This is a genomic window from Acidovorax sp. NN32 (genome assembly GCF_057597245.1).
In genome coordinates, this window is the sequence record NZ_CP199679.1 from 4,343,001 (window position 1) to 4,363,179 (window position 20,179).

General features: G+C 63.7%; 19 protein-coding genes. 5 read left to right on the top strand and 14 right to left on the bottom strand.

Translation table 11 applies throughout. From position 1 onward, the window contains the following. Positions 1–39: 39 nt before the first annotated feature. From ACT89O_RS19970 to ACT89O_RS19990, 5 genes are read right to left on the bottom strand one after another with little or no spacing between them, the layout of a single operon-like run. Complete coding sequence (locus ACT89O_RS19970; RefSeq protein WP_055393361.1) at positions 40–2,328, bottom strand: methyl-accepting chemotaxis protein; 2,289 nt, start codon at positions 2,326–2,328, stop codon at positions 40–42. Between the two features lie 21 nt (positions 2,329–2,349). Beyond that, complete coding sequence (locus tag ACT89O_RS19975; RefSeq protein ID WP_055393363.1) at positions 2,350–2,877, bottom strand: chemotaxis protein CheW; 528 nt, start codon at positions 2,875–2,877, stop codon at positions 2,350–2,352. A gap of 15 nt (positions 2,878–2,892) precedes the next feature. Beyond that, positions 2,893–3,258, bottom strand: coding sequence for a response regulator (locus ACT89O_RS19980; RefSeq protein ID WP_010459520.1), 366 nt, complete (start codon positions 3,256–3,258; stop codon positions 2,893–2,895). Then, positions 3,258–3,656, bottom strand: coding sequence for a response regulator (locus ACT89O_RS19985; RefSeq protein ID WP_034692846.1), 399 nt, complete (start codon positions 3,654–3,656; stop codon positions 3,258–3,260). The genes ACT89O_RS19980 and ACT89O_RS19985 overlap by 1 nt, the downstream gene beginning before the upstream one ends. A 58-nt stretch (positions 3,657–3,714) precedes the next feature. Further along, the gene (locus ACT89O_RS19990) at positions 3,715–3,888 is read right to left on the bottom strand and encodes a rubredoxin (protein ID WP_008903269.1); all 174 of its coding nucleotides are present in this window, start codon (positions 3,886–3,888) and stop codon (positions 3,715–3,717) included. A gap of 94 nt (positions 3,889–3,982) precedes the next feature. Here ACT89O_RS19990 and thiD point away from each other — a divergent pair, with 94 nt between their 5' ends. From thiD to ACT89O_RS20005, 3 genes are all read left to right on the top strand, one after another. Next, positions 3,983–4,942 (top strand): bifunctional hydroxymethylpyrimidine kinase/phosphomethylpyrimidine kinase, encoded by a 960-nt coding sequence (gene thiD / locus ACT89O_RS19995; protein WP_055393365.1) that lies wholly within the window; start codon positions 3,983–3,985, stop codon positions 4,940–4,942. Further along, positions 4,926–6,236, top strand: a complete 1,311-nt coding sequence (gene hemL / locus ACT89O_RS20000; RefSeq protein ID WP_487260972.1) for a glutamate-1-semialdehyde 2,1-aminomutase — start codon at positions 4,926–4,928, stop codon at positions 6,234–6,236. Before thiD ends, hemL begins: the two co-directional genes overlap by 17 nt. A gap of 142 nt (positions 6,237–6,378) precedes the next feature. Beyond that, a complete protein-coding gene (locus tag ACT89O_RS20005; protein ID WP_487260973.1) occupies positions 6,379–8,130 on the top strand; it encodes an alkaline phosphatase D family protein in 1,752 nt (583 codons plus the stop codon). 8 nt (positions 8,131–8,138) lie between these two features. Here the strand turns inward: ACT89O_RS20005 and ACT89O_RS20010 are convergent, their stop codons facing one another. Beyond that, complete coding sequence (locus tag ACT89O_RS20010; protein WP_218301739.1) at positions 8,139–8,918, bottom strand: IclR family transcriptional regulator domain-containing protein; 780 nt, start codon at positions 8,916–8,918, stop codon at positions 8,139–8,141. 201 nt (positions 8,919–9,119) lie between these two features. On the opposite strand from ACT89O_RS20010, the gene pobA reads away from it, so the two are divergent. Next, a complete protein-coding gene (gene pobA, locus ACT89O_RS20015) occupies positions 9,120–10,304 on the top strand; it encodes a 4-hydroxybenzoate 3-monooxygenase (RefSeq protein WP_487260974.1) in 1,185 nt (394 codons plus the stop codon). 81 nt (positions 10,305–10,385) lie between these two features. Here the strand turns inward: pobA and purH are convergent, their stop codons facing one another. From purH to ACT89O_RS20035, 4 genes are all read right to left on the bottom strand, one after another. Beyond that, on the bottom strand, positions 10,386–11,987 hold the full coding sequence (gene purH / locus ACT89O_RS20020; RefSeq protein WP_487260975.1) for a bifunctional phosphoribosylaminoimidazolecarboxamide formyltransferase/IMP cyclohydrolase: 1,602 nt from the start codon (positions 11,985–11,987) through the stop codon (positions 10,386–10,388). 95 nt (positions 11,988–12,082) lie between these two features. Then, positions 12,083–12,316: a Fis family transcriptional regulator gene (locus tag ACT89O_RS20025; protein WP_015015597.1), complete on the bottom strand. Its 234-nt coding sequence runs from the start codon at positions 12,314–12,316 to the stop codon at positions 12,083–12,085. Continuing rightward, complete coding sequence (dusB, locus tag ACT89O_RS20030; protein ID WP_487260976.1) at positions 12,313–13,359, bottom strand: tRNA dihydrouridine synthase DusB; 1,047 nt, start codon at positions 13,357–13,359, stop codon at positions 12,313–12,315. Before dusB ends, ACT89O_RS20025 begins: the two co-directional genes overlap by 4 nt. A 161-nt stretch (positions 13,360–13,520) precedes the next feature. Continuing rightward, complete coding sequence (locus ACT89O_RS20035; RefSeq protein WP_487260977.1) at positions 13,521–14,084, bottom strand: D-Ala-D-Ala dipeptidase; 564 nt, start codon at positions 14,082–14,084, stop codon at positions 13,521–13,523. A 153-nt stretch (positions 14,085–14,237) separates the two neighbouring features. On the opposite strand from ACT89O_RS20035, the gene ACT89O_RS20040 reads away from it, so the two are divergent. Beyond that, complete coding sequence (locus tag ACT89O_RS20040) at positions 14,238–14,720, top strand: YqaA family protein (RefSeq protein ID WP_055393381.1); 483 nt, start codon at positions 14,238–14,240, stop codon at positions 14,718–14,720. Positions 14,721–14,742: 22 nt separating this feature from the next. Here the strand turns inward: ACT89O_RS20040 and ACT89O_RS20045 are convergent, their stop codons facing one another. The 4 genes from ACT89O_RS20045 to ychF form a co-directional block, all read right to left on the bottom strand. After that, positions 14,743–16,380, bottom strand: coding sequence for a bifunctional aminoglycoside phosphotransferase/ATP-binding protein (locus ACT89O_RS20045; RefSeq protein ID WP_487260978.1), 1,638 nt, complete (start codon positions 16,378–16,380; stop codon positions 14,743–14,745). A gap of 140 nt (positions 16,381–16,520) precedes the next feature. Further along, a complete protein-coding gene (locus ACT89O_RS20050) occupies positions 16,521–17,699 on the bottom strand; it encodes a GGDEF domain-containing protein (protein ID WP_487260979.1) in 1,179 nt (392 codons plus the stop codon). A gap of 310 nt (positions 17,700–18,009) precedes the next feature. After that, positions 18,010–18,888, bottom strand: coding sequence for an EamA family transporter RarD (gene rarD / locus ACT89O_RS20055; RefSeq protein ID WP_487260980.1), 879 nt, complete (start codon positions 18,886–18,888; stop codon positions 18,010–18,012). Positions 18,889–19,013: 125 nt separating this feature from the next. Next, complete coding sequence (gene ychF, locus ACT89O_RS20060; protein ID WP_487260981.1) at positions 19,014–20,108, bottom strand: redox-regulated ATPase YchF; 1,095 nt, start codon at positions 20,106–20,108, stop codon at positions 19,014–19,016. Between the last annotated feature and the right edge of the window lie 71 nt (positions 20,109–20,179).

A 20,179-nucleotide genomic window follows, 5' to 3' on the forward strand; every position in this document is an offset into this window, starting at 1 on the left:
CCCCGGCTGCTATGAGCCAGCTGGTTGATGACTACAGCGTCAGGCAATCTTGAACCGTGCCACCGATTGGCGCAGTTCCTCAGCCATGTGCGACAGCTCGCGCACCTGCTGCGCTGTGGTACGGGTACCTTCACCCGTCTGCTCGGTCACCGCAAAAATGTGCTGGATGTTGTCGGCCACTTCGTTGGCCAAAACGGCTTCCCGCGAAGTTGAAGACGAAATCTGCTCAATCAGTTCGGCGAGGCGACGCGACACGCGGTCAATCTCGGTCAGCGCGGTACCGGCGCTGTCAGACAGGCGGGCCCCTTCCACCACACCCTGCGTGGAACGCTCCATAGCGGCCACGGCATCCTGGGTGTCGGTCTGAATCGCCTTCACCAGCGCAGAAATCTGGCGCGTCGCATCAGCGGAACGTTCGGCCAGTCGCTGCACTTCTTCCGCCACCACCGAGAAGCCACGACCGGCTTCACCAGCGGATGCGGCCTGAATGGCTGCGTTTAGAGCCAGCACGTTCGTCTGTTCGGTAATGTCAGAGATCAGCTCCGTGATTTCACCGATCTCCTGCGACGATTCGCCCAGTCGCTTGATGCGCTTGGAGGTGTCCTGGATCTGGTCACGGATGGAGTTCATACCGCCGATGGCGTTTTGCACGGCCTGCAGACCGGAGTCAGCCGCTTGCAGCGACTGGCGGGCCACCGTGGCGGATTCTTGCGCCTGTGTAGACACCTCGTTAATGCGGGTTGCCATGTCAAGCACCGAGCGGCCGGTTTCGCGAATTTCGCGCAGTTGCTCGGTCGATGCTGCCAGCAGTTCGGTGGAGGTGTTGTCCACCTGAGCCGTCGTTTGTGCCACGCGGGTCGCCGTGTTCTGCACGCTGCCTACCAGTTGGCGCAACTCTTCCACCGTGTAGTTCACCGAGTCGGCAATGGCGCCCGTGATGTCTTCCGTCACCGTGGCTTCTTGCGTCAAGTCACCCTCAGCGACCGATTGCAGTTCGTTCATCAAACGCAAAATGGCAGCCTGGTTGGCGTCGTTGACGCGCTTGGCTTCTTGCTCCTGGCGCTTGGCGTCCTTCTGCTGCATTTCAGCAGCCGCCTGGCGGCCACGGCTGTCGAGCAGCTGAACACGAGAAATGCCCACACCGCAAAAGATCACAAACAAACCAGCAAGCGCAAGAGCTGCCAGTTGGCCGCCACCCACACCCGTCTGGGCCGACAGTTTGGTTTGCAGTCCTTCGAGCTGACGGCGCAGAGGCTCACTGTCAGCAATGATGGCGGACTGCGCTTCACGGGCCGACACCAGACCTTGCAGGTTACCCAGAATGGCGCTGGCCTGGGTGCGGGTCTGCTCATAGAGCTTCACCAGAGCTTCCAGCTGTTCGCGGGTCTGGGCATCCTTGGTGGCAGCCAGACGCAGTTCCGGGCTGCCGTCCAGCAGGCCTTGGGCGATTTCCTTGAACGAATTCAAGTCCTTGCCCAGCAAGAACACAGCCTCAGGACTCACGCCTTCCATGGTCTGGAATTCGTTGGCGGACTTGCCGATACGCTGGGTCAACATCACCAGCTGGCCAGCAGCAGAAATTTCAGCGGCCGGGGCGTTCTGCTGCAGCTTCAGGGAAGACACAGTTTCGGCGATTTCCAGCAGGTCAGACGACTGGCGGTTGATGGTGCGCAGAGCGTCGCCCACCTGGGTCAGGATCTTCTGCTGTCCCATCACCACGCTGGCATTGCGCTCGGCACGCTCCATGAGCGGGTTCACGGCGTCCAGATCGGGCTTGTAGGGCTCGCCCAGGGATTCCACGCCAAGTTCGCCATCACCCGCGTTGAGGGCACGCACATTGCGCGCCAGCACGCCGGAGCTTTCCACCACGTCCGGGAAGGCCTGGGGACTACCCACCAGGGCCTGAGATACGGACTTGGCGAGACGCTGTGATTGCATCAGTGATTGGCCGGTAGCCGCAAGCTGCTGAGCTGATCGGTCTGCCTGCTGCAGCACCCAGAAGGCAATCAACGCGAGAACCGCCACACCGATACCAAGGAGCGCGAGCAATCGCCGCTGGTGAGCGGCGGCCGTGGCACGCCCCAGCACCGGCAGCGCGATCAGGTCTTCCTCTGCGTCCGATGCGGCCAGTTCTGGCGAATAACCATCTGGATCGCCCTGCACGCTGTTCATCGCTTCAGCCTGGTAGGTGTCGCGCAGCTGCGCACCATCCAGCGAACCCGTGGCAAGAAGATCCTGCCCGTCGTCGGCGGCGCCGGCAGTCGCGCCGGTTTCCGGCGTGGCAGGTTTCCGGTTGAACAGTTTTCCAAATTGATTGACGACGGACATGGTGCAGCCTTACAGAAAAACTCAAGCACTGATGCTCAGGAAAGCGGGATGTTGGGACAGGATCTGCAAGTTCAGCTCCTGCCAGCGTGTGCCGCTGGAATCGATATAGGTGGTGCCAAAGAACGCGGGCGAATCCTCGGCGGGCGGCTCAGAAGACACAAATGCATCGGTCCCACGCAGGCCGGCAAGGCGATCCACCAGCAACGCTGCATTGACCTCCAGGGCTGCATTGAAGGCCAGCAGGCTGGCTTCGGACAAGGCCTGCTCCGTTCGCGGAGCGGCTGAACCCAGAAGGCCTGCCAGATCCACCACGCCGACCAGCCCGCCGCGCAGGTTGGCCACACCCAGAAACCACCGCTGGGTGTAGGGCACCGCCTGGATCGAGACCCAGGGAAAGATCTCCCCCGACTGACCCAGTGGCAGCAAGTAAAAACTCCCGGCCGACTCGACAGCCAGCCAGGATGAAACAGAGGACCCTTCGGTTCTTGCAGCCTGAAGACGGCTGGCAAGTCGGGTCTGGAGCTCTCGCAGGGCTTCGCGGTTGGCCATGAACGCGCCGCAGCCTTAGTTCAGAGCGTCAATTTTGGCCTGCAGTTCAGCGGGATCCACGGGCTTGGTGATATAGCCGCGCGCACCCTGCCGCATCCCCCAGACGCGATCCGTTTCCTGGTTCTTGCTGGTGCACATGATGATGGGCACATCGGCGTACAGCGGGTCGCGGGTGATGGCACGTGTGAGCTGGAAGCCGTTTTGGCCGGGCATGACAACGTCCATGAGGATCAGGTCGGGCTTTTCCTCCGCCAGACGGCGGAAAGCCTCATCGGCATTTTCTGCGGTGCGTACCTGCATGCCTTTTTTCTGAAGCAGGTCGGTCAAAAACATCAACTCAGTCTTCGAGTCGTCGACGACCAATACTTTCTGGATGGGCATTACATCGCTCCTTGTTGGGCATTGCCAAATTGCTGCACGGCTTGCAGCAACTGGTCTTTGGTAAACGGTTTGGTGAGATATTCCTGGCAGCCAACCATGCGCCCGCGCGCTTTGTCGAATACACCATCCTTGGAGGACAGCATCACCACCGGAGTATCTGCAAAACGGGCATTGCGCTTGATGATGGCGCAGGTCTGGTACCCGTCGAGCTTGGGCATGAGGATGTCGCAGAAAATCAGCTGAGGCTGGTAATCATTGACTTTGGCCAAAGCATCAAAGCCGTCGTCGGCCAACAAGACTTCGTGCCCCCCCTGCTTGAGAAAAATCTCGGCGCTTCGACGGATGGTGTTGCTGTCATCCACCACGAGCACTTTGAAAGATGCGCCTGTTGTAGTCAATTGTTACTGCTCCTGATGGAGAAAAAAACAACGCAGCAGCACATGATGCTGGTGCGCCTCAAATCTGAACCATCTCGAAGTCTTCCTTGCGGGCCCCACACTCGGGGCAGGTCCAGTTCATCGGAACCTGATCCCATGGTGTATTGGGTGCAATGCCGTGCTCAGGTGAACCCTCTGCTTCGTCATAAATCCAACCGCAAATCAAACACATCCAAGTTTTAGAGTCGATCACAGCTTAAAGGGCCTTCACATAGAATGCAACGATTGTATCTAGTCATCTCCGTGGGCTGCGGCTTCGGTGCCACCCCTCAAGCAGGATCTGGTCCATGACCATCAAAGCATCCCCTCCCCCCCCCGAAAGCATAGATATTGAAGATGACGGTTTGGAGGACGCAAGCCCTGCATGCGTGCTCGTCTTCAATGCCAGCGACCCCAGCGGCGCTGGCGGACTGACAGCCGACATCACCACCATTGCCTCCGTGGGCGGGCATCCGATTGCCGTGGTCACAGGCGCATATGCCCGCGACACGGCGCAGATTTTCGACCACTTCAGCTTTGACGACGAGGCGGTGGCCGAGCAGGCCCGGGCCGTGCTGGAAGACCTGCCGGTCCAGGCCATCAAGGTCGGTTTCGTGGGCAGTCCGGAGAACATCAGCACCATCGCCGAGATAACCACTGACTATGATGAAGTCCCAGTGATAGCGTACATGCCCAACCTGTCCTGGTGGCGCGATGAGCTGATCGACGAGTACCTCGATGCCTTCCGCGAATTGTTGTTACCGCAGACCTCGGTGTTGGTTGGAAACCACAGCACCCTGTGGCGCTGGCTGTTGCCCGACTGGACCAGCGACCGCAGCCCCACAGCCCGCGACATTGCCCGGGCCGCCTCCGAAATGGGCGTGCCCTATACCCTGGTCACCGGCATTCCCCTGCCCGAGCAGTTTGTCGAGAACGTGCTGGCCTCCCCCCAGACCGTGCTGGGCAGTGGCAAGTTCGAACTGTTCGACGCCACCTTCTCCGGCGCCGGCGATACCTTGTCGGCGGCCCTCACGGCCCTGGTGGCCAGCGGCAACGACCTGGGCGAAGCCACCAGCGAAGCTCTGGGCTACCTCGACCGCTGCCTGGATGCCGGCTTTCGCCCCGGCATGGGGCATATCGTGCCCGACCGCATGTTCTGGGCCCAGCCCGACGATGACGAGGCCGATGGTGACGAAGAAGAGCCCCCAATTGACGAAGCACAGGCCCTCGAAGGCTTTGTGATGCCCCCCCATGACACCAAGCACTGATCTCAATATCCCCCTGTTCGAACGCGCCAAGGCGCTGATCCCCGGCGGCGTGAATTCGCCCGTGCGGGCCTTCAAGGCCGTGGGCGGCACGCCGCGTTTTGTGAAGCGCGCCAAAGGCGCCTACTTCTGGGATGCCAACGACCAGCGTTTCATCGACTACATCGGCTCCTGGGGCCCGATGATCCTGGGCCACGGCCACCCCGCTGTGCTCGAAGCCGTGCAGAGCGCAGCGCTCGAAGGCTTCAGCTTTGGCGCACCGACCGAACGCGAGGTGGAGCTGGCCGAGGAAATCCTGAGCCTCGTACCGTCGATGGAAATGATCCGCCTCGTAAGCTCGGGTACCGAAGCGGGCATGAGCGCGATCCGCCTGGCCCGTGGCGCCACAGGCCGCAGCAAGTTCATCAAGTTCGAAGGCTGCTACCACGGCCATGCCGATTCGCTGCTGGTCAAGGCCGGATCGGGCCTGGCCACCTTCGGCAATGCCACCAGCGCGGGCGTGCCGCCCGAGGTGGTGCAGCACACCCTGGTGCTCGAATACAACAACGTCGCTCAGCTCGAAGAGGCCTTTGCCCAGCACGGCAAGGAACTGGCCTGCGTGATGATCGAGCCCATCGCGGGCAACATGAACCTGGTGCGCGCCAGCGTGCCGTTCATGAAGCGCTGCCGCGAGCTGTGCACCGAATATGGCGCGCTGCTGGTGCTGGATGAGGTGATGACGGGCTTTCGCGTCGCCCTGGGCAGCGCGCAAAGCGTCTATGCCAAGAGCATCCCCGGCTTCAAACCCGACATCACGGTGCTGGGCAAGGTCATTGGCGGTGGTATGCCGCTGGCAGCCTTTGGTGGCCCGCGCGCCATCATGGAAAACCTCGCACCGTTGGGCGCCGTGTACCAGGCAGGCACGCTGTCGGGCAACCCTGTGGCCACGGCCTGCGGGCTGGCCACGCTGCGCGAGATCAAGAAGCCGGGCTTCTTCGACGCACTGTCGGCCACCACACGCTCCCTGGTTGATGGCCTCGCCGCTGCGGCGGCGGCTGAAGGCGTGCCCTTCAGCACCGACAGCGAAGGCGGCATGTTCGGCTTCTTCCTGATGCCCGAGCTGCCCCAAAACTACGCCCAGGTGCTCAAGACCGACAGCGCGCGCTTCAACCAGCTGTTCCACGGCCTGCTTGATCGCGGCATCTATATTGCACCTGCGCTGTACGAGGCCGGTTTTGTCAGCGCCGCCCACACACCCGAAGACATTGCCGCCACCGTGGCTGCCGCGCGCGAAGTGTTCAAAGAACTATCAAAATAATAGCTGCCAGCGCTTTACCACCAAGCGCTAGAGGATTTTTTTATTGATATTTTTTTGTAGCAGGGGGCGCAGCGCCCTCGCTTCACGCGGCCGTCATGCAATGCGGGCAGGCTCGGGTGTTTTCCCCCACACCACCCGCGCCATGGCACACAAACCCCTCGTCTCTACCTCCCACCCTTTCCGCGACGCTGCGCAGGCCGATGCCGGGCGGCGGCGCTTCGTGCGCCAGCTCGGCATCGCTGCAGCCGCGCTGGGCACCCTGCCGCTGGCGGCCTGCGGCGGCGGCGATGACGATGCGCCTGCCGTGCAGTTTGCACACGGCATCGCCAGCGGCGACCCGCTGGCCGACCGCGTGATGCTGTGGACACGGGTGACCCCACCCGCTGGCCTCACCAGCGATATCCCTGTCGAATGGGAACTTGCCACAGACAGCAACTTCACCTCCATCGCTGCCCATGGCAAGACCACGGCGCTGGCCAGCAAGGACTTCACCGTCAAGGTCGATGCCACCGGGCTCAAGGCGGCCACTGCGTACTACTACCGCTTTCGTGCGTACGCTGCCCACACCGCCACCGGCCGCACGCGCACCCTGCCCACCGGCAGCGTGGCGCAGGTCAAGCTGGCCGTGTTTTCGTGCGCCAACTACCCCGCCGGCTACTTCAATGTGTATGCCGACGCGGCCCGCCGCAATGACCTGGATGCCACCGTCCACCTGGGCGACTACGTCTATGAATATGCCCGGGGTGGATATGCGTCAGCCAACGCAGGCGCGTTGGGGCGCCTGTCGCAGCCTGCCCACGAGATCCTGAGCCTTGCCGACTACCGCCAGCGCCACGCCCAATACAAAACCGACTCCGACCTGCAGGACCTGCACGCAGCCGCCCCCATGATCGCCGTGTGGGACGACCACGAGATCACCAACGACACCTGGAGCAACGGCGCAGAAAACCACCAGAGCGCCACCGAAGGCAGTTTCAGCGCGCGCAAAGCCGCGGCCATGCAGGCGTACCACGAGTGGATGCCCACCCGCAACGCGCAGCCCGAGCTGATCTACCGCAGCTTTGCTTTTGGCAACCTGGTGGCGCTGCACATGCTCGACACCCGCGTGGTGGCACGTGATGAGCAGCTCGACTACGGCCAGTTTTTCACTGCCACCGGCTTTGACGCCGCCGCATTCACCGCCGCCGTGGGCAGCACCAGTCGCCAGCTGCTGGGCACCACGCAGACACAGTGGCTTCAGCAGCAGATGGCCACATCCAGCGCTACCTGGCAGGTGCTGGGGCAGCAGGTGCTGATGGGTCGCATGAACATTCCCGCGCCCATCCTGATGGAAACGCTGCAACCCGGCGCAGGCGTCACCGTCAGCCAGTACGCGGCCCTGGTGGGACGCGCGCAGACAGACCCCGCCAGCCTCACACCGGCCGAGCAGGCCATCCTGGCGCAGCCCTCCATTCCCTACAACCTGGACGCCTGGGACGGCTACCAGGTGGCACGCGAGACGGTGCTGGCCACCTCGCGCAGCCTGGGCAAGAACCTAGTGGTGCTGTCGGGCGACACCCACAACGCCTGGGCCAACGAGCTGCGGGACATGAGCGGCAATGCCGTGGGTGTGGAATTTGCCACCTCGTCCGTCACCTCGCCGGGGTTTGAGGAATACCTGCCGAACGAAAACCCCGCCACACTGGCCGGTGCGCTGCAGCAGCTCATCGCGCCGCTGAAGTACTGCGATACCTCGCGCCGTGGCTACATGGTGCTGACTGCCACCGCCACGGAGTGCCGCGCCGACTGGGTGTACGTGAGCACCATCACCAGTCGCAACTACACGGCCAGCACCGACAAATCTCTGAAGGTGCTGGCGGGCGCGGCGGGCACGGGGCGCATTGTCGCGGCATAAGCTCAGGCTTACAACAGCCCCCGCAACTCGCGCGCGGCCTCCTGCAGCAGCGGGAGCAGGTCGCGCTGCAGGCTGCTCTCATCCACCTGCTTGGGTGACGCCACCACATTGAGCGCCGCCACCGTGTCGCCCTGCAGATTGCGCAGGGGCACGGCCAGCGCGTGCACGCCCAGTTCGTGCTCTTCCACCGCCAGGCAATAGTCATCGCGCCGCACCTTGGCAACCACCTGCCGCAGCGGGCCGACCTGGGTGATGGTGTGGGGCGTGAGGCGGTGCAGTGAGCAGGCCTTGAGCCACGCAGTGAGTTGCGCAGGAGGCAATGCCGCCAGCAGCACGCGCCCCGTGGACGTGGGGTGCGCCGGCAGCCGCGCGCCCAGGTGCAGGCCATAGGCCAGCACGCGCGACGGCGCGCCGTACACCCCGCTGCGCGCCACGATCACCACCTCGCTGCCATCCAGCACCACGGCCGAAAACGACTGCTGCGTCTGGGCAGCCAGCCGGTTCAGCGTGGGCTGCAGCACACGCGGCAGGCGGGCTGAGGCCAGGTAGCTGCCTGAAAACCGCAGCACCTTGGGCGCCAGCCAGAAGTAGCTGCCATCTGTCTCCAGATACCCCAGGTGCGCCAGCGTCAGCAGGTGCCGCCGCGCCGCCGCGCGCGTGAGACCCGTGCGCTGCGCGGCCAGTGTGGCATTGAGCCGCTGGCGCTCGGTGTCAAAACTCTCCAGCACCGCCATGCCCTTGGCCATGCCTTCGATGAAATCCGCCTTGGCGATGGGTACGGTGGTCATGGTTTGCCTGGGGCGCCTGGGGTCGGTCGCCTGGTCGAAGACTGGAGGTGAGCCGAGGCTATGGAAGATTGCGCGATGATCGCACATCAGATCCATCAATCGCACGATAGCGGAGTGGGCCGGGCTTCAATTGACATGGATCAACCTACGCTTGGCCCTGTTCCTTTACCGCTTTCTAACGCCTTTGTGAGGTTGTCCATCATGCGTACCCAGGTTGCCATCATCGGCGCAGGCCCCGCCGGTCTGCTGCTCGGCCAGTTGCTCTACAAATCCGGCATTGACGCCGTCATCATCGAACAGCGCAGCCCCGACTACGTGCTGGGCCGCATCCGTGCCGGCGTGCTGGAGCAGGTCAGCATGGACCTGCTGGACAAGGCCGGTGTCGGGGCCCGTGCCCATGCCGAAGGGCTGCCCCACGATGGCATCGAGCTGCTGTTCAAGGGGCAGCGCCACCGCATCGACCTGCACGAGCTGACCGGCGGCAGCCGCGTCACGGTGTACGGCCAGACCGAAGTGACGCGCGACCTGATGGACGCGCGCGCGGCAGAAGGCTTGACCACCGTGTACGACGCGCAGAACGTACAAGTGCACGACTTCGAAGGCCAAAGCCCCCGCGTGACCTACCAGAAGGACGGCCAGACGCACGAGTTGGCCTGTGACTTCATCGCAGGCTGCGACGGCTACCACGGCGTGTGCCGCGCCAGCGCCCCGGCCGACCTGCTCAAGACCTACGAACGCATCTACCCCTTTGGCTGGCTGGGTGTGCTGGCCGATGTGCCGCCCGTCTCGCACGAACTGATTTACGCCAACACCGAGCGCGGCTTTGCGCTGTGCAGCATGCGCAGCGCCACCCGCAGCCGCTACTACGTGCAGGTGCCCAACACCGACAAGATCGAGAACTGGACCATCGACCAGTTCTGGGCCGAGCTGGGCAATCGCCTGGACCCTGAGGCACGTGCCAATCTGGTCACCGGCCCGGCGCTGGAGATGAGCATTGCCCCGCTGCGCAGCTTTGTGGCCGAGCCCATGCGGTTTGGCCGCATGTTCCTGGCGGGCGACGCGGCCCACATCGTGCCGCCCACGGGCGCCAAGGGCCTGAACCTGGCGGCAAGCGACGTGGGTTACCTGTGGACCGCGCTCACCGAGTTCTACACAGAGAAATCCGCCGTGGGCATCGACACCTACTCCGACCGCTGCCTGCGCCGCGTGTGGCGCGCCGAGCGCTTCTCGTGGTGGTTCACCTCGCTGATGCACCGCTTTCCCGAGACGGGCGAGTTCGGCCAGAAGATTCAGGAGGCCGAGCTGGACTACCTGGTGAACTCACGCGCTGCTTCGGTGTCGCTGGCCGAGAACTATGTGGGACTGCCGATGAATTTCGGCACCTGAACCTCATCTTCATCCTGACAGAGGGCATAAAAAAAGCGGCTTCCTTGGAAGCCGCTTTTTGCTGGATGACCGCCGGTCGAATCAATGGCGGAAGTGGCGCACGCCACTGAACACCATGGCTACGCCGCGCTCGTTGGCGGCGTCAATCACTTCGTTGTCGCGCATGGAACCACCGGGCTGAATGACGCAGGTGGCGCCTGCATCGACCACCACATCGAGGCCGTCGCGGAAGGGGAAGAAGGCGTCACTGGCTACGACCGTGCCTTGCAAGGTCAGGCCTGCGTGGCCTGCCTTGATGCTGGCGATGCGGGCCGAGTCCAGGCGGCTCATCTGGCCAGCGCCCACGCCCATGGTCATGCCTCCTTTGCAGAAGACGATGGCATTGCTCTTGACGTACTTGGCCACCTTCCAGGCGAACAGCAGGTCTTCCATTTCTTCCAGCGTGGGCTGCTTCTGGGTCACGACCTTGAGGTCGATGAGCGACAGTTCGTGGTTGTCGGCGGTCTGCAGCAGCAGGCCCGAGCCGATGCGCTTGGCGTCCATGGCGTTGCGGCCGCGTTCCCAGTCAGTCTTGCCACCATGCGCGGGCAGTGCAATCTTGAGCAGGCGCACATTGGCCTTGGCCTTGAAGATCTCCAGCGCCTCGGCCGTGAAGTCAGGGGCCATCAGCACTTCGACAAACTGCTTGCTCACCTGCTGGGCGGCCGGGCCGTCCACCACGCGGTTGAACGCGATGATGCCGCCGAAAGCGCTGGTGGGGTCGGTCTGGAAGGCCTTGCTGTAGGCGCTCAGCGCGTCCAGGCCCACGGCCACGCCACAGGGGTTGGCGTGCTTGACGATCACGCAGGCGGCGGCGTCAAAGCTCTTCACGCATTCCCACGCCGCATCAGCGTCAGCGATGTTGTTGTAACTCAGCTCCTTGCCCTGCAATTGCACGCCGGTGACCAGCGAGCCGGGCGCGGGGTACAGGTCGCGGTACAGCGCGGCTTGCTGGTGGCTGTTTTCACCGTAGCGCAGGTCTTGTACCTTGGTGAAGATGCCGTTGCTCTGGCCGGGGAACTGGGTGCGCGTGGGCACGTAGGTTTCCGACAGTTTTTCTTCTTCGAACGTGACGGACGAGAGGTAGTCGCTGATGGCACCGTCGTACTGGGCGATGCGATTGAACGCAGCCACCGACAGCGAAAAACGCAGCTTGTCGCTCAACTTGCCACCGGCCTTCAGCTCGGCCAGCACGGCGTCGTACTGGTCGGCCGAGGTGATCACGCCCACGTCCTTCCAGTTCTTGGCGGCGCTGCGCACCATGGCGGGGCCGCCGATGTCGATGTTCTCGATGGCGTCGGCCAGCGTGCAGCCGGCCTTGGCCACAGTGGCTTCAAAGGGGTAGAGGTTGACCACCAGCAGGTCGATGGTGTCGATGCCGTGTTCCTTCAACGCTGCCATGTGTTCGGGCAGCTCGCGGCGCGCCAGCAGGCCGCCGTGCACCTTGGGGTGCAGCGTCTTCACGCGGCCGTCCAGCATCTCGGGGAACTGGGTGACCTCAGCCACTTCGGTCACGGGCAGGCCTTTGTCGGCCAGCAGTTTGGCGGTGCCACCGGTGGACAGGAGCTTGATGCCCAGCGCGTGCAGCGCTTGGGCGAATTCGACGATGCCGGTCTTGTCGGAGACGGAGAGAAGTGCGTTCATGGTGTGGGAGGGGAGAGTTTGAATAAAAACAGGCTCTAGCGCTTATCCATCAAGCGCAAACAGCTACAAATTAAATAGCAAATAACACAATGACGTCAGAGCAGCTTGTGCTCGACGAGCTTTTTGCGCAACGTGTTGCGGTTCAAGCCCAGCCATTCGGCCGCGCGGGACTGGTTGTTGTCGGCCTGCTGCATCACGACTTCCAGCAGCGGCCTTTCGACCACACGCACCAGCATGTCGTACATGCCATCGGGCGTCTCGCCGCCCAGGTCGCGAAAGTAGCCCTGCAGGCTCTCGCGCACGCATTCTTCTATGTGTTTCTTGCTCATGCAGCCAATCCCTCTTGTTCTTCTGGTTCTGCGTCCAAGCCCGTGGCGGCAGGCAGCCGGTCCATCTGTTGCCCGAGGGCGTCCAGGTGGTGGGCCACGGCCTGCCACTGCGTGGTGCAGTCTTCGATCGTGTTGATGTGTTGCCTGAAGGCCTCGCCGCCCGGCAGCGCGCGCAGGTACCAGGCAATGTGCTTGCGCGCACTGCGCACGCCGGTCAGCTCGCCATACAGGCGGTAGTGGTCTTGCAGGTGGTCCAGCAGCAGGCGGCGCACCTCGGCCACCAGCGGCGGCGCCAGGTGTTCGCCCGTGGCCAGAAAGTGGCCGATCTCGCGGAAGATCCATGGTCGGCCCTGTGCGGCGCGGCCGATCATGATCGCGTCGGCGCCAGTGGCAGCGAGCACGTCGCGCGCCTTTTCGGGCGAGGTGATGTCGCCGTTGGCCACCACGGGCACCTTCACCGCCGCCTTGACGGCTGCGATGGTGTCGTACTCCGCGTGGCCCTTGTAGCCCTGCTCACGGGTGCGGCCGTGCACGGTGAGCATCTGGATGCCCACGCTTTCAAACTGCCGCGCCAATGCCACGGCGTTCTTGTGCTCCTGGCACCAGCCGGTGCGCATCTTCAGCGTGACAGGCACGTTGAAGGGCGTGCAGGCCTCGACCACCGCAGCGGCAATTTCCACTGCCAACGCTTCGTTTTGCATCAGGGCGGAGCCCGCCCATTTGTTGCAGACCTTCTTGGCCGGGCAGCCCATGTTGATGTCGATGATCTGCGCGCCGCGTTCCACGTTGTAGACCGCAGCCTCGGCCATCATCGGGGCATCGGTGCCAGCGATCTGCACGGCAATGGGCCCCGGCTCCCCTTCATGGTTGGCCCGGCGCGAGGTCTTGAGACTGTTCCACAAGTCCTTGCGCGAGGTCACCATCTCGCTCACCGCATAGCCCGCACCCAGCGCCTTGCACAGCTGGCGGAACGGCCGGTCGGTGACGCCCGCCATCGGGGCGACGAACAACCGGTTCGCCAAAGGAATGTGGCCGATGTGCATGGGCGGGGTGGGATAGGGAGGCAGCAGCAGATGCTGAAAAAGGAGGCAGGATTGTACCTGCTCAAAATTTCAGCAAATGAAATATCTCGACCGCTGAAAATCGGACGGCTTTGTCACCCTCACGCGCAGCCGGGGCGAGTACCACCCCGCAGGGAGCAAGGTCATCGCGCGGCGAGGTCAGCGTCCGCGGTGTGCACCGTTGCAGCGCCGCGCAGCGCAAAGTGCCACCAAGCATCGGGGGTGTTTTCAAACTGGTGGCGGGCCATCGTCGCATGCAGCCAGGCGCGGTTGTGCAGCACATCGGGCGAGAAGCCCTGGGCGGCCGACTCTGCACCTGCCAGCGCCGCACCCGCAGGCGTTCCCATGTCCACATCGTGCCCATCGGCCAGTGGCCCGCGCACCACCTTGCTGGCCTTCATGCCGTCCACCACACGCACCTGCACCACCCAGCCGCCACCAGTGGCCGGGCAGGTAGCCTGCAACACCATGCCCTGCGCCTGCAATTCCTGGCCCACCCGCTGCAAGGCGGCACGCGCAGAAGGGGTTTCGCTGCAAGGGCTGGCGACATGCACCTCAGCGGGTTGGAGTTCAGGCACCGCTGCCTGTGGGCTGTGCACACAGGCAGCCATCAGCAGCGCCAGGGCCAGAGGCAGCCAGCGAGAGCCAACAGGCGCGCCAGCCAGAGGGGTGGTGCTGGGGAAGACGTGGGGTTCAAAACGTTGCATGCTGCCTCCTCCTTGGGAATTTTTCGGGGGACGGTGTGGTTACCACGATAAGAAAGGAGCCCCTTGCAAGCCATGCGCAGATGGCGCAGCCCGGCGTAGGACAGCGCCCTCTGGCACCAAAGCACCGGCTGCGCCGCCCTACACTTGGCCCCTATGGAAATCTGGATGCACCAGCTGCTGGAATGGCTTGCGCTGCCGCAGTTCGGCCTGAGCACGGTCTTTGTGGTGGCGTTCATCTCCGCCACGCTGCTGCCTTTGGGCTCGGAGCCTGCGGTGTTCGGCTTGATCAAGATCAACCCTGAACTCTTCTGGCCCGCCATCCTGGTGGCCACGGTTGGCAACACGCTGGGCGGTGGTGTGAGCTGGTGGATGGGCCTGGGCGCTCACAAGGTGGTGGACAAGGCCCGTGGCAATGCCACTGAAGTTCGCGCGCTGAACTGGCTTCGGCGCTTTGGCGCCCCCGCCTGCCTGATGAGCTGGCTGCCCGTGGTGGGCGACCCGCTGTGTGCTGTGGCAGGCTGGCTCAAGCTGCCGTTCTGGCCTTGCCTGGCCTATATGGCTGTGGGCAAATTCTTCCGCTATCTGGTTATGACGAGCGTGTTGCTGTACTTCATGCCAGGGCATCTGGCGATGTAGTGGCCCGCCGAAGCCACCGGGATCAGGGCGGCAATAGACGGTCCCAGTTCACGGGCACCGTGGTGTCCACGTGCAGCGTGATCGCCTCTTCGTGGGACTGCAGCGGGTGGGCGCGGGCCCACTGGGCGTCCAGCACGGCCACGTCCGCCTCTGACGCACCGGCTCCGGCCAGCGCGCGCTGGCGCACACGCTCGCGCAGCACCGGCAAGGGGGCCTCGAACGACAGGATGTGGCAGGGCACTTGCACAGAATCGGCCAGGGCCAGGAAAAGCGCGCGGGCATCGCGGTCCAGCAAGGTGGCATCCACGATCACGGAGTAGCCTGCCACCAGCACCTCGCGTGCCACTTGCGCCAACCGCTGGTGCGTGCGGAATGTAGCCTCGGCGGTGTAGATGCCGCCAGGTACGCCGTCGCTGGAAGCATTAGGCGCCAGGCCGAACAGGCGCTTGCGCTCCACATCCGCCCGCACGCGCACCAATCCACGCTGGCACGCCAGGGTCAGCGCATGGGTGCTCTTGCCCGCCCCCGAAAAGCCATGGGCCAGCCACAACGCAGCAGGGCGCGCCACCGGCCAGCGCGCAGGCCGTTGCCCCGCAAAACCCGCCGCCAGTTCCAGATATTCCTCCAAGGCTTGCACAGCCTGCGCACTGCCATCACCGCAGGTTGGGTTCAGCCGCAGGGCAGCAACCCGCGCCCGCACCAAAGCGCGGTAGGCGCCGTAGTACCGCAAAACGGACAGGCCCGCGTAGTCTCCCGTGTGCTCCAGCCACCGGTTCAAAAACCGCCAGGCCAGATCGGCCCGGCCATGGGCCGCGAGGTCCATCACCACAAAGGCGATATCGGCCACACAGTCGATCCAGCGCAAGGCGGGGTTGAACTCGATGGCATCGAACAGCTGGGCCTTGCCATCGATGAGTGCAATGTTGGCCAGATGCAAATCGCCATGGCATTCGCGCACCCGACCGGCTGCCCGCCGTGCCTCGAACGCGGTGGCCAGGGCCCGCCCCTGGTGCCAGCACCAGCCGACCACCTGCGCCAGCAGGGGGCCCTGACCGGGCAGCGCGCTTGCCACGGGTGCGCGCAGAGCCGCCACACAGTCATCCACTGGCGCTTGCACCGCTGCCGCCGTGCCCCAGCTGTCGGTGCTTGCAGCGATGGCGGCTGCGTCGTGGAACTGCGCCACATGGCACGCCAGCTGGTCGATCTGCACAGGCGACACGCGATGCGCATCCAGTGCAGCGGCGAGCAGTGCGTCCTGGGCAAAACGTCGCATCCACACGACGGGCTCTGCGCCTGGCAGAGCGTCTTTCCACGGCACCACCTGAAGCGTGGTGGGGGCGCCATCCGCCCCAGCATTCACCTGACCCACCAAACCGACAAGGCCCAAGTACACGCCCGGCGCCGTGCGGCGATTGATGCGCAGCTCCTCCTCGCAGGCGGCGTGCCGCAGGGCATGGGTACTGAAGTCCAGAAAGTCCAGCTGCAAGGGTTTTTTGAGCTTGTAGGCAAAGTCACCCGCAAGCAGCACCCAGGAGATGTGGGTCTCGATACATTCCACGCGCTCTACAGGGTGGGGAAAAGCCTGCGGTTGTTGCTGCAGTAGACGCACACGCTGCTGGGCGGTGGCGAATTCGGCCGACAGGTCGGTGGATGAGGGCATGGAACGGACGCGGGGGAAAGGCACCCACGCACAAGCGCGAAAGGCAGCCATGCCACCCAACGTGGGGGATGGAAACAGGCGTTCAGTGTGAACACCGAAGGCCGCTTGTCAACCCGGCCAGCGCAAACAACGGCCAGCAGCTACAGGAAAGCGTTGCTGCTGGAGATCGACAAGTCCGACAGCTGCGAATCGCCTTTGGCAACGGGCTCCTCGACCACCACCTGGTTGCGCCCGCCTTCCTTGGCCATGTACATGGCGGTATCGGCCCGCGAGAAGAACTCCAGCACCGATTCCCCCAACACATACTGCGTCACCCCGACCGATACCGTCACCCGGCCCTTGAGCAATCCGGTCCAGGCATGGGTTTCCACCTGCGCGCGAATGCGCTCACAGGTATTGAGCGCAGGCAGCAACGAAGTGCCAGGGAAGATGAGCAGAAACTCTTCACCCCCATACCGGCCAAACACATCGCCCCCGCGCACGCCCTGCTGCGCGATGCGCGCAAAGGTGCGCAGCACCTCGTCGCCCCCCAGATGTCCCAGCTCATCGTTGATGCGCTTGAAGTGGTCAATGTCCAGCACGGCCAGGCACAACGGGATGCCACTTTCGTCGGCCAGCTGTTTTTGCTCTTCCAGCGCGGCCAACACGTAGCGGCGGTTGAAGCATCCCACCAGCGGATCGCGCTGGGCGTCTTCCTGGATGTTCTTGATCTTGCGGCTTGCATGGTAGAGGCTGCGGTACAGGCGCTGCACCCGGCCCATGAGGGCAATGAAGGCGGGCAAAGAGACCGCCAGAGCCACCCAATGCAATGCCTCCAGGCGCAGCAGGGCGTTGTTCTGCTGCTCCAGGTAGTGCAGCCCCACCACCCCGGCATAGAGGCACAACATGCAGGCCGCCAGTGCCAGCAGGGTGGGCCGTGGCACAGTGAAAATGCCATAGGCCACGGCCACAAAGGTGAATGGCGCCAACAGGATTTGCGTAACGGGCGCCAGGTAGACAATGCCGAGCATGCACGCGAGCGCTGTAGCCACCATGGCCAGCTTCAGGTGCCGATGCCGCACATTCTTGTGCAAGCCCGTGTTGAAAATGCCCCAGAAGGTCGCGCACACCACCGCCACCAGCACGCCCAACACGGCGAGCACCTGAAGTTCCACCATGCCCAGCGCACAAAACCCTAGCATCGCCAGCGCATAGAGCCCCATCAGACCTGCGGCCAGCAACCATTTTTCGCGCGCACTGCGCCCACTGCGGGGCCCCATTCCATCCAGCGCGCGGCGGGCCGGGCGCACCATGGCTGAAGACGAGTCATCGAACTCCATGACAGCGTCAGACAGGGGAAATGCGTCCGTCGCCGAAAACGGATTCTTGCGACCAAAAAACATGTGGCGGCAGGCCTGAGCCCGGGTTCGTTCGGGTGATGCTTCACCGAAATGCGCAGGCTGCAGGCACCAACACCCGGCAGACGAGCCCGCGCATCTTACGCAGAACTGACACCGTCGCGCTCCGTGTTTTCCAGTAGCGCCACCAGCGGCGCAGCAAATCTGTGCAATGAATGCGACGCGAGCCCCATCGGAAAGACTCCCAGCCCCTGGTCCCACGCATGCTGTGCGGGGAGAACTCGGCCCTTCTTCAGGCCACTACAACCCGCCGACGCGTCCACCAGCCTTCCATGCTGTAGACCAGCAGCGCCGCCCAGATCAAGACAAACCCCACCAGGCGCGCTGGCTCGAACGGTTCATGGAACAACCACACGCCCAGCGCAAACTGCAGGCTGGGCGAGATGTACTGCAGGATGCCCAAGGTGGACATCGGGATCAGGCGCGCACCCGCCGCAAACAGCAGCAGCGGAACTGCCGTCATGGGGCCCGCAAGCAGCAGCCAGCCGACGGTGGCGGGCGTGCCCTGCACCAGCGCACCCTGGCCTTGCCACGCCCACCAGCCCAGCACAACGGCGGCCACCGGCGCGAGCACCAGCGTCTCCAGCGCGAGACCCTCCAGTGCGCCCAGCACAGCAACCTTGCGCAACAACCCATAGAAGCCAAAACTCAAGGCCAGCACCAGTGCAATCCAAGGCAGGCGCCCAGCCTGCACCGCCAGCCACAGCACGCCAGCGGCCGCCACGGCCACCGCCATCCATTGGCCCGAGCGAGGCCGCTCACGCAGAAATACAAAGCCCAGCGCGACGTTGACCAGAGGAAGGATGAAATAGCCCAGGCTGGCGTCTACCACGTGCTGGTTTTGCACCGCCCACACATAGGTAAGCCAGTTGCCCGACAGCAGCATCGCAGACAGCACAAATGCCGCCAGCACCTTGGGATGGCGCAGCACGGTCCCCATCCACGACCATTGCCTGCGCACCATCAGTACGCCAAATACAAACACCAGCGACCACAGTGTGCGGTGCATCACCACCTCGAGCGAGGGCACGTCTGCCACCTGCTTGAAATACAAGGGGAACAGGCCCCAGGCGATGTAAGCCAGGGCGGCGTAGAGGATTCCAGTGTTCATAGAAATCGATGCTCAGGGGGATGCGTGCCCCCCTGCCAAACGGTCGTAAAAAATCCCTGCATGCCAGGGGCCCTGCAGGGATTGCGGGCCACCGGGCCATAACCCGATGGCGTTTTCAGTGATTTTTAGACGTTGAACAGGAAGTTCAGCACGTCGCCGTCCTTGACCACGTATTCCTTGCCTTCGGCGCGCATCTTGCCAGCATCCTTGGCGCCCTGCTCACCCTTGTAGGCGATGAAATCGTCAAAGGCAATCGTCTGCGCACGGATGAAGCCGCGCTCGAAGTCACCGTGGATCACGCCGGCCGCCTGGGGTGCCGTGTCACCAATGTGGATGGTCCACGCGCGCACCTCCTTCACACCCGCAGTGAAATAGGTCTGCAGGCCCAGCAGCTTGAAGGCGCCGCGGATCAGGCGTGCGAGGCCGGGCTCGGTCTGGCCCATTTCGGCCAGGAACATGTCACGGTCTTCGTCGCTCATTTCAGCCATCTCGGCTTCCATCTTGGCGCAGATGGCCACCACGGGGGCGTTCTGGCTGGCGGCATACTCCTTGAGGCGGTCGAGGAAGGGGTTGTTCTCAAAGCCGTCTTCGCTCACGTTGCCCACGAACATCGCGGGCTTGGCGGTGATCAGGCACAGGGACTTGAGCAGCGGCTGCTCCTCCTTGGTGATCTCGACCGAGCGGGCGGGCTTGCCTTCATTGAGCGCAGCCTGGATGCGCGTGAGCAGCGCCACCAGCTTGGCGGCATCCTTGTCGTTGCCCGACTTGGCAGCCTTGGTGTAGCGATTGAGCGCCTTTTCGACGGTGCCCATGTCGGCCAGGCACAGCTCGGTCTGGATCACCTCGATGTCCGAGATCGGGTCCACACGGCCAGCCACGTGGATCACGTTGTCGTCTTCAAAGCAGCGCACCACGTTCACGATGGCGTCGGTTTCTCGGATGTGGGCCAGGAACTGGTTGCCCAGGCCTTCACCCTGACTGGCACCGGCCACCAAACCAGCGATGTCCACAAACTCGACAATGGCGGGCACGATGCGCTCGGGCGAGATGATCTGGGCGAGCTGCTGCAGGCGGGGGTCAGGCACTTCCACCACGCCCACGTTGGGCTCAATGGTGCAGAACGGATAGTTTTCGGCGGCGATGCCGGCCTTGGTCAGCGCGTTGAAAAGGGTGGACTTGCCGACGTTGGGCAAGCCCACGATGCCGCATTGGAGGCTCATGGCAGGGCTTTCTGGATTTCGGAGACAAACCGCCGATTTTACGGGCCAGCCAGCTATCACCCTTTCACGCC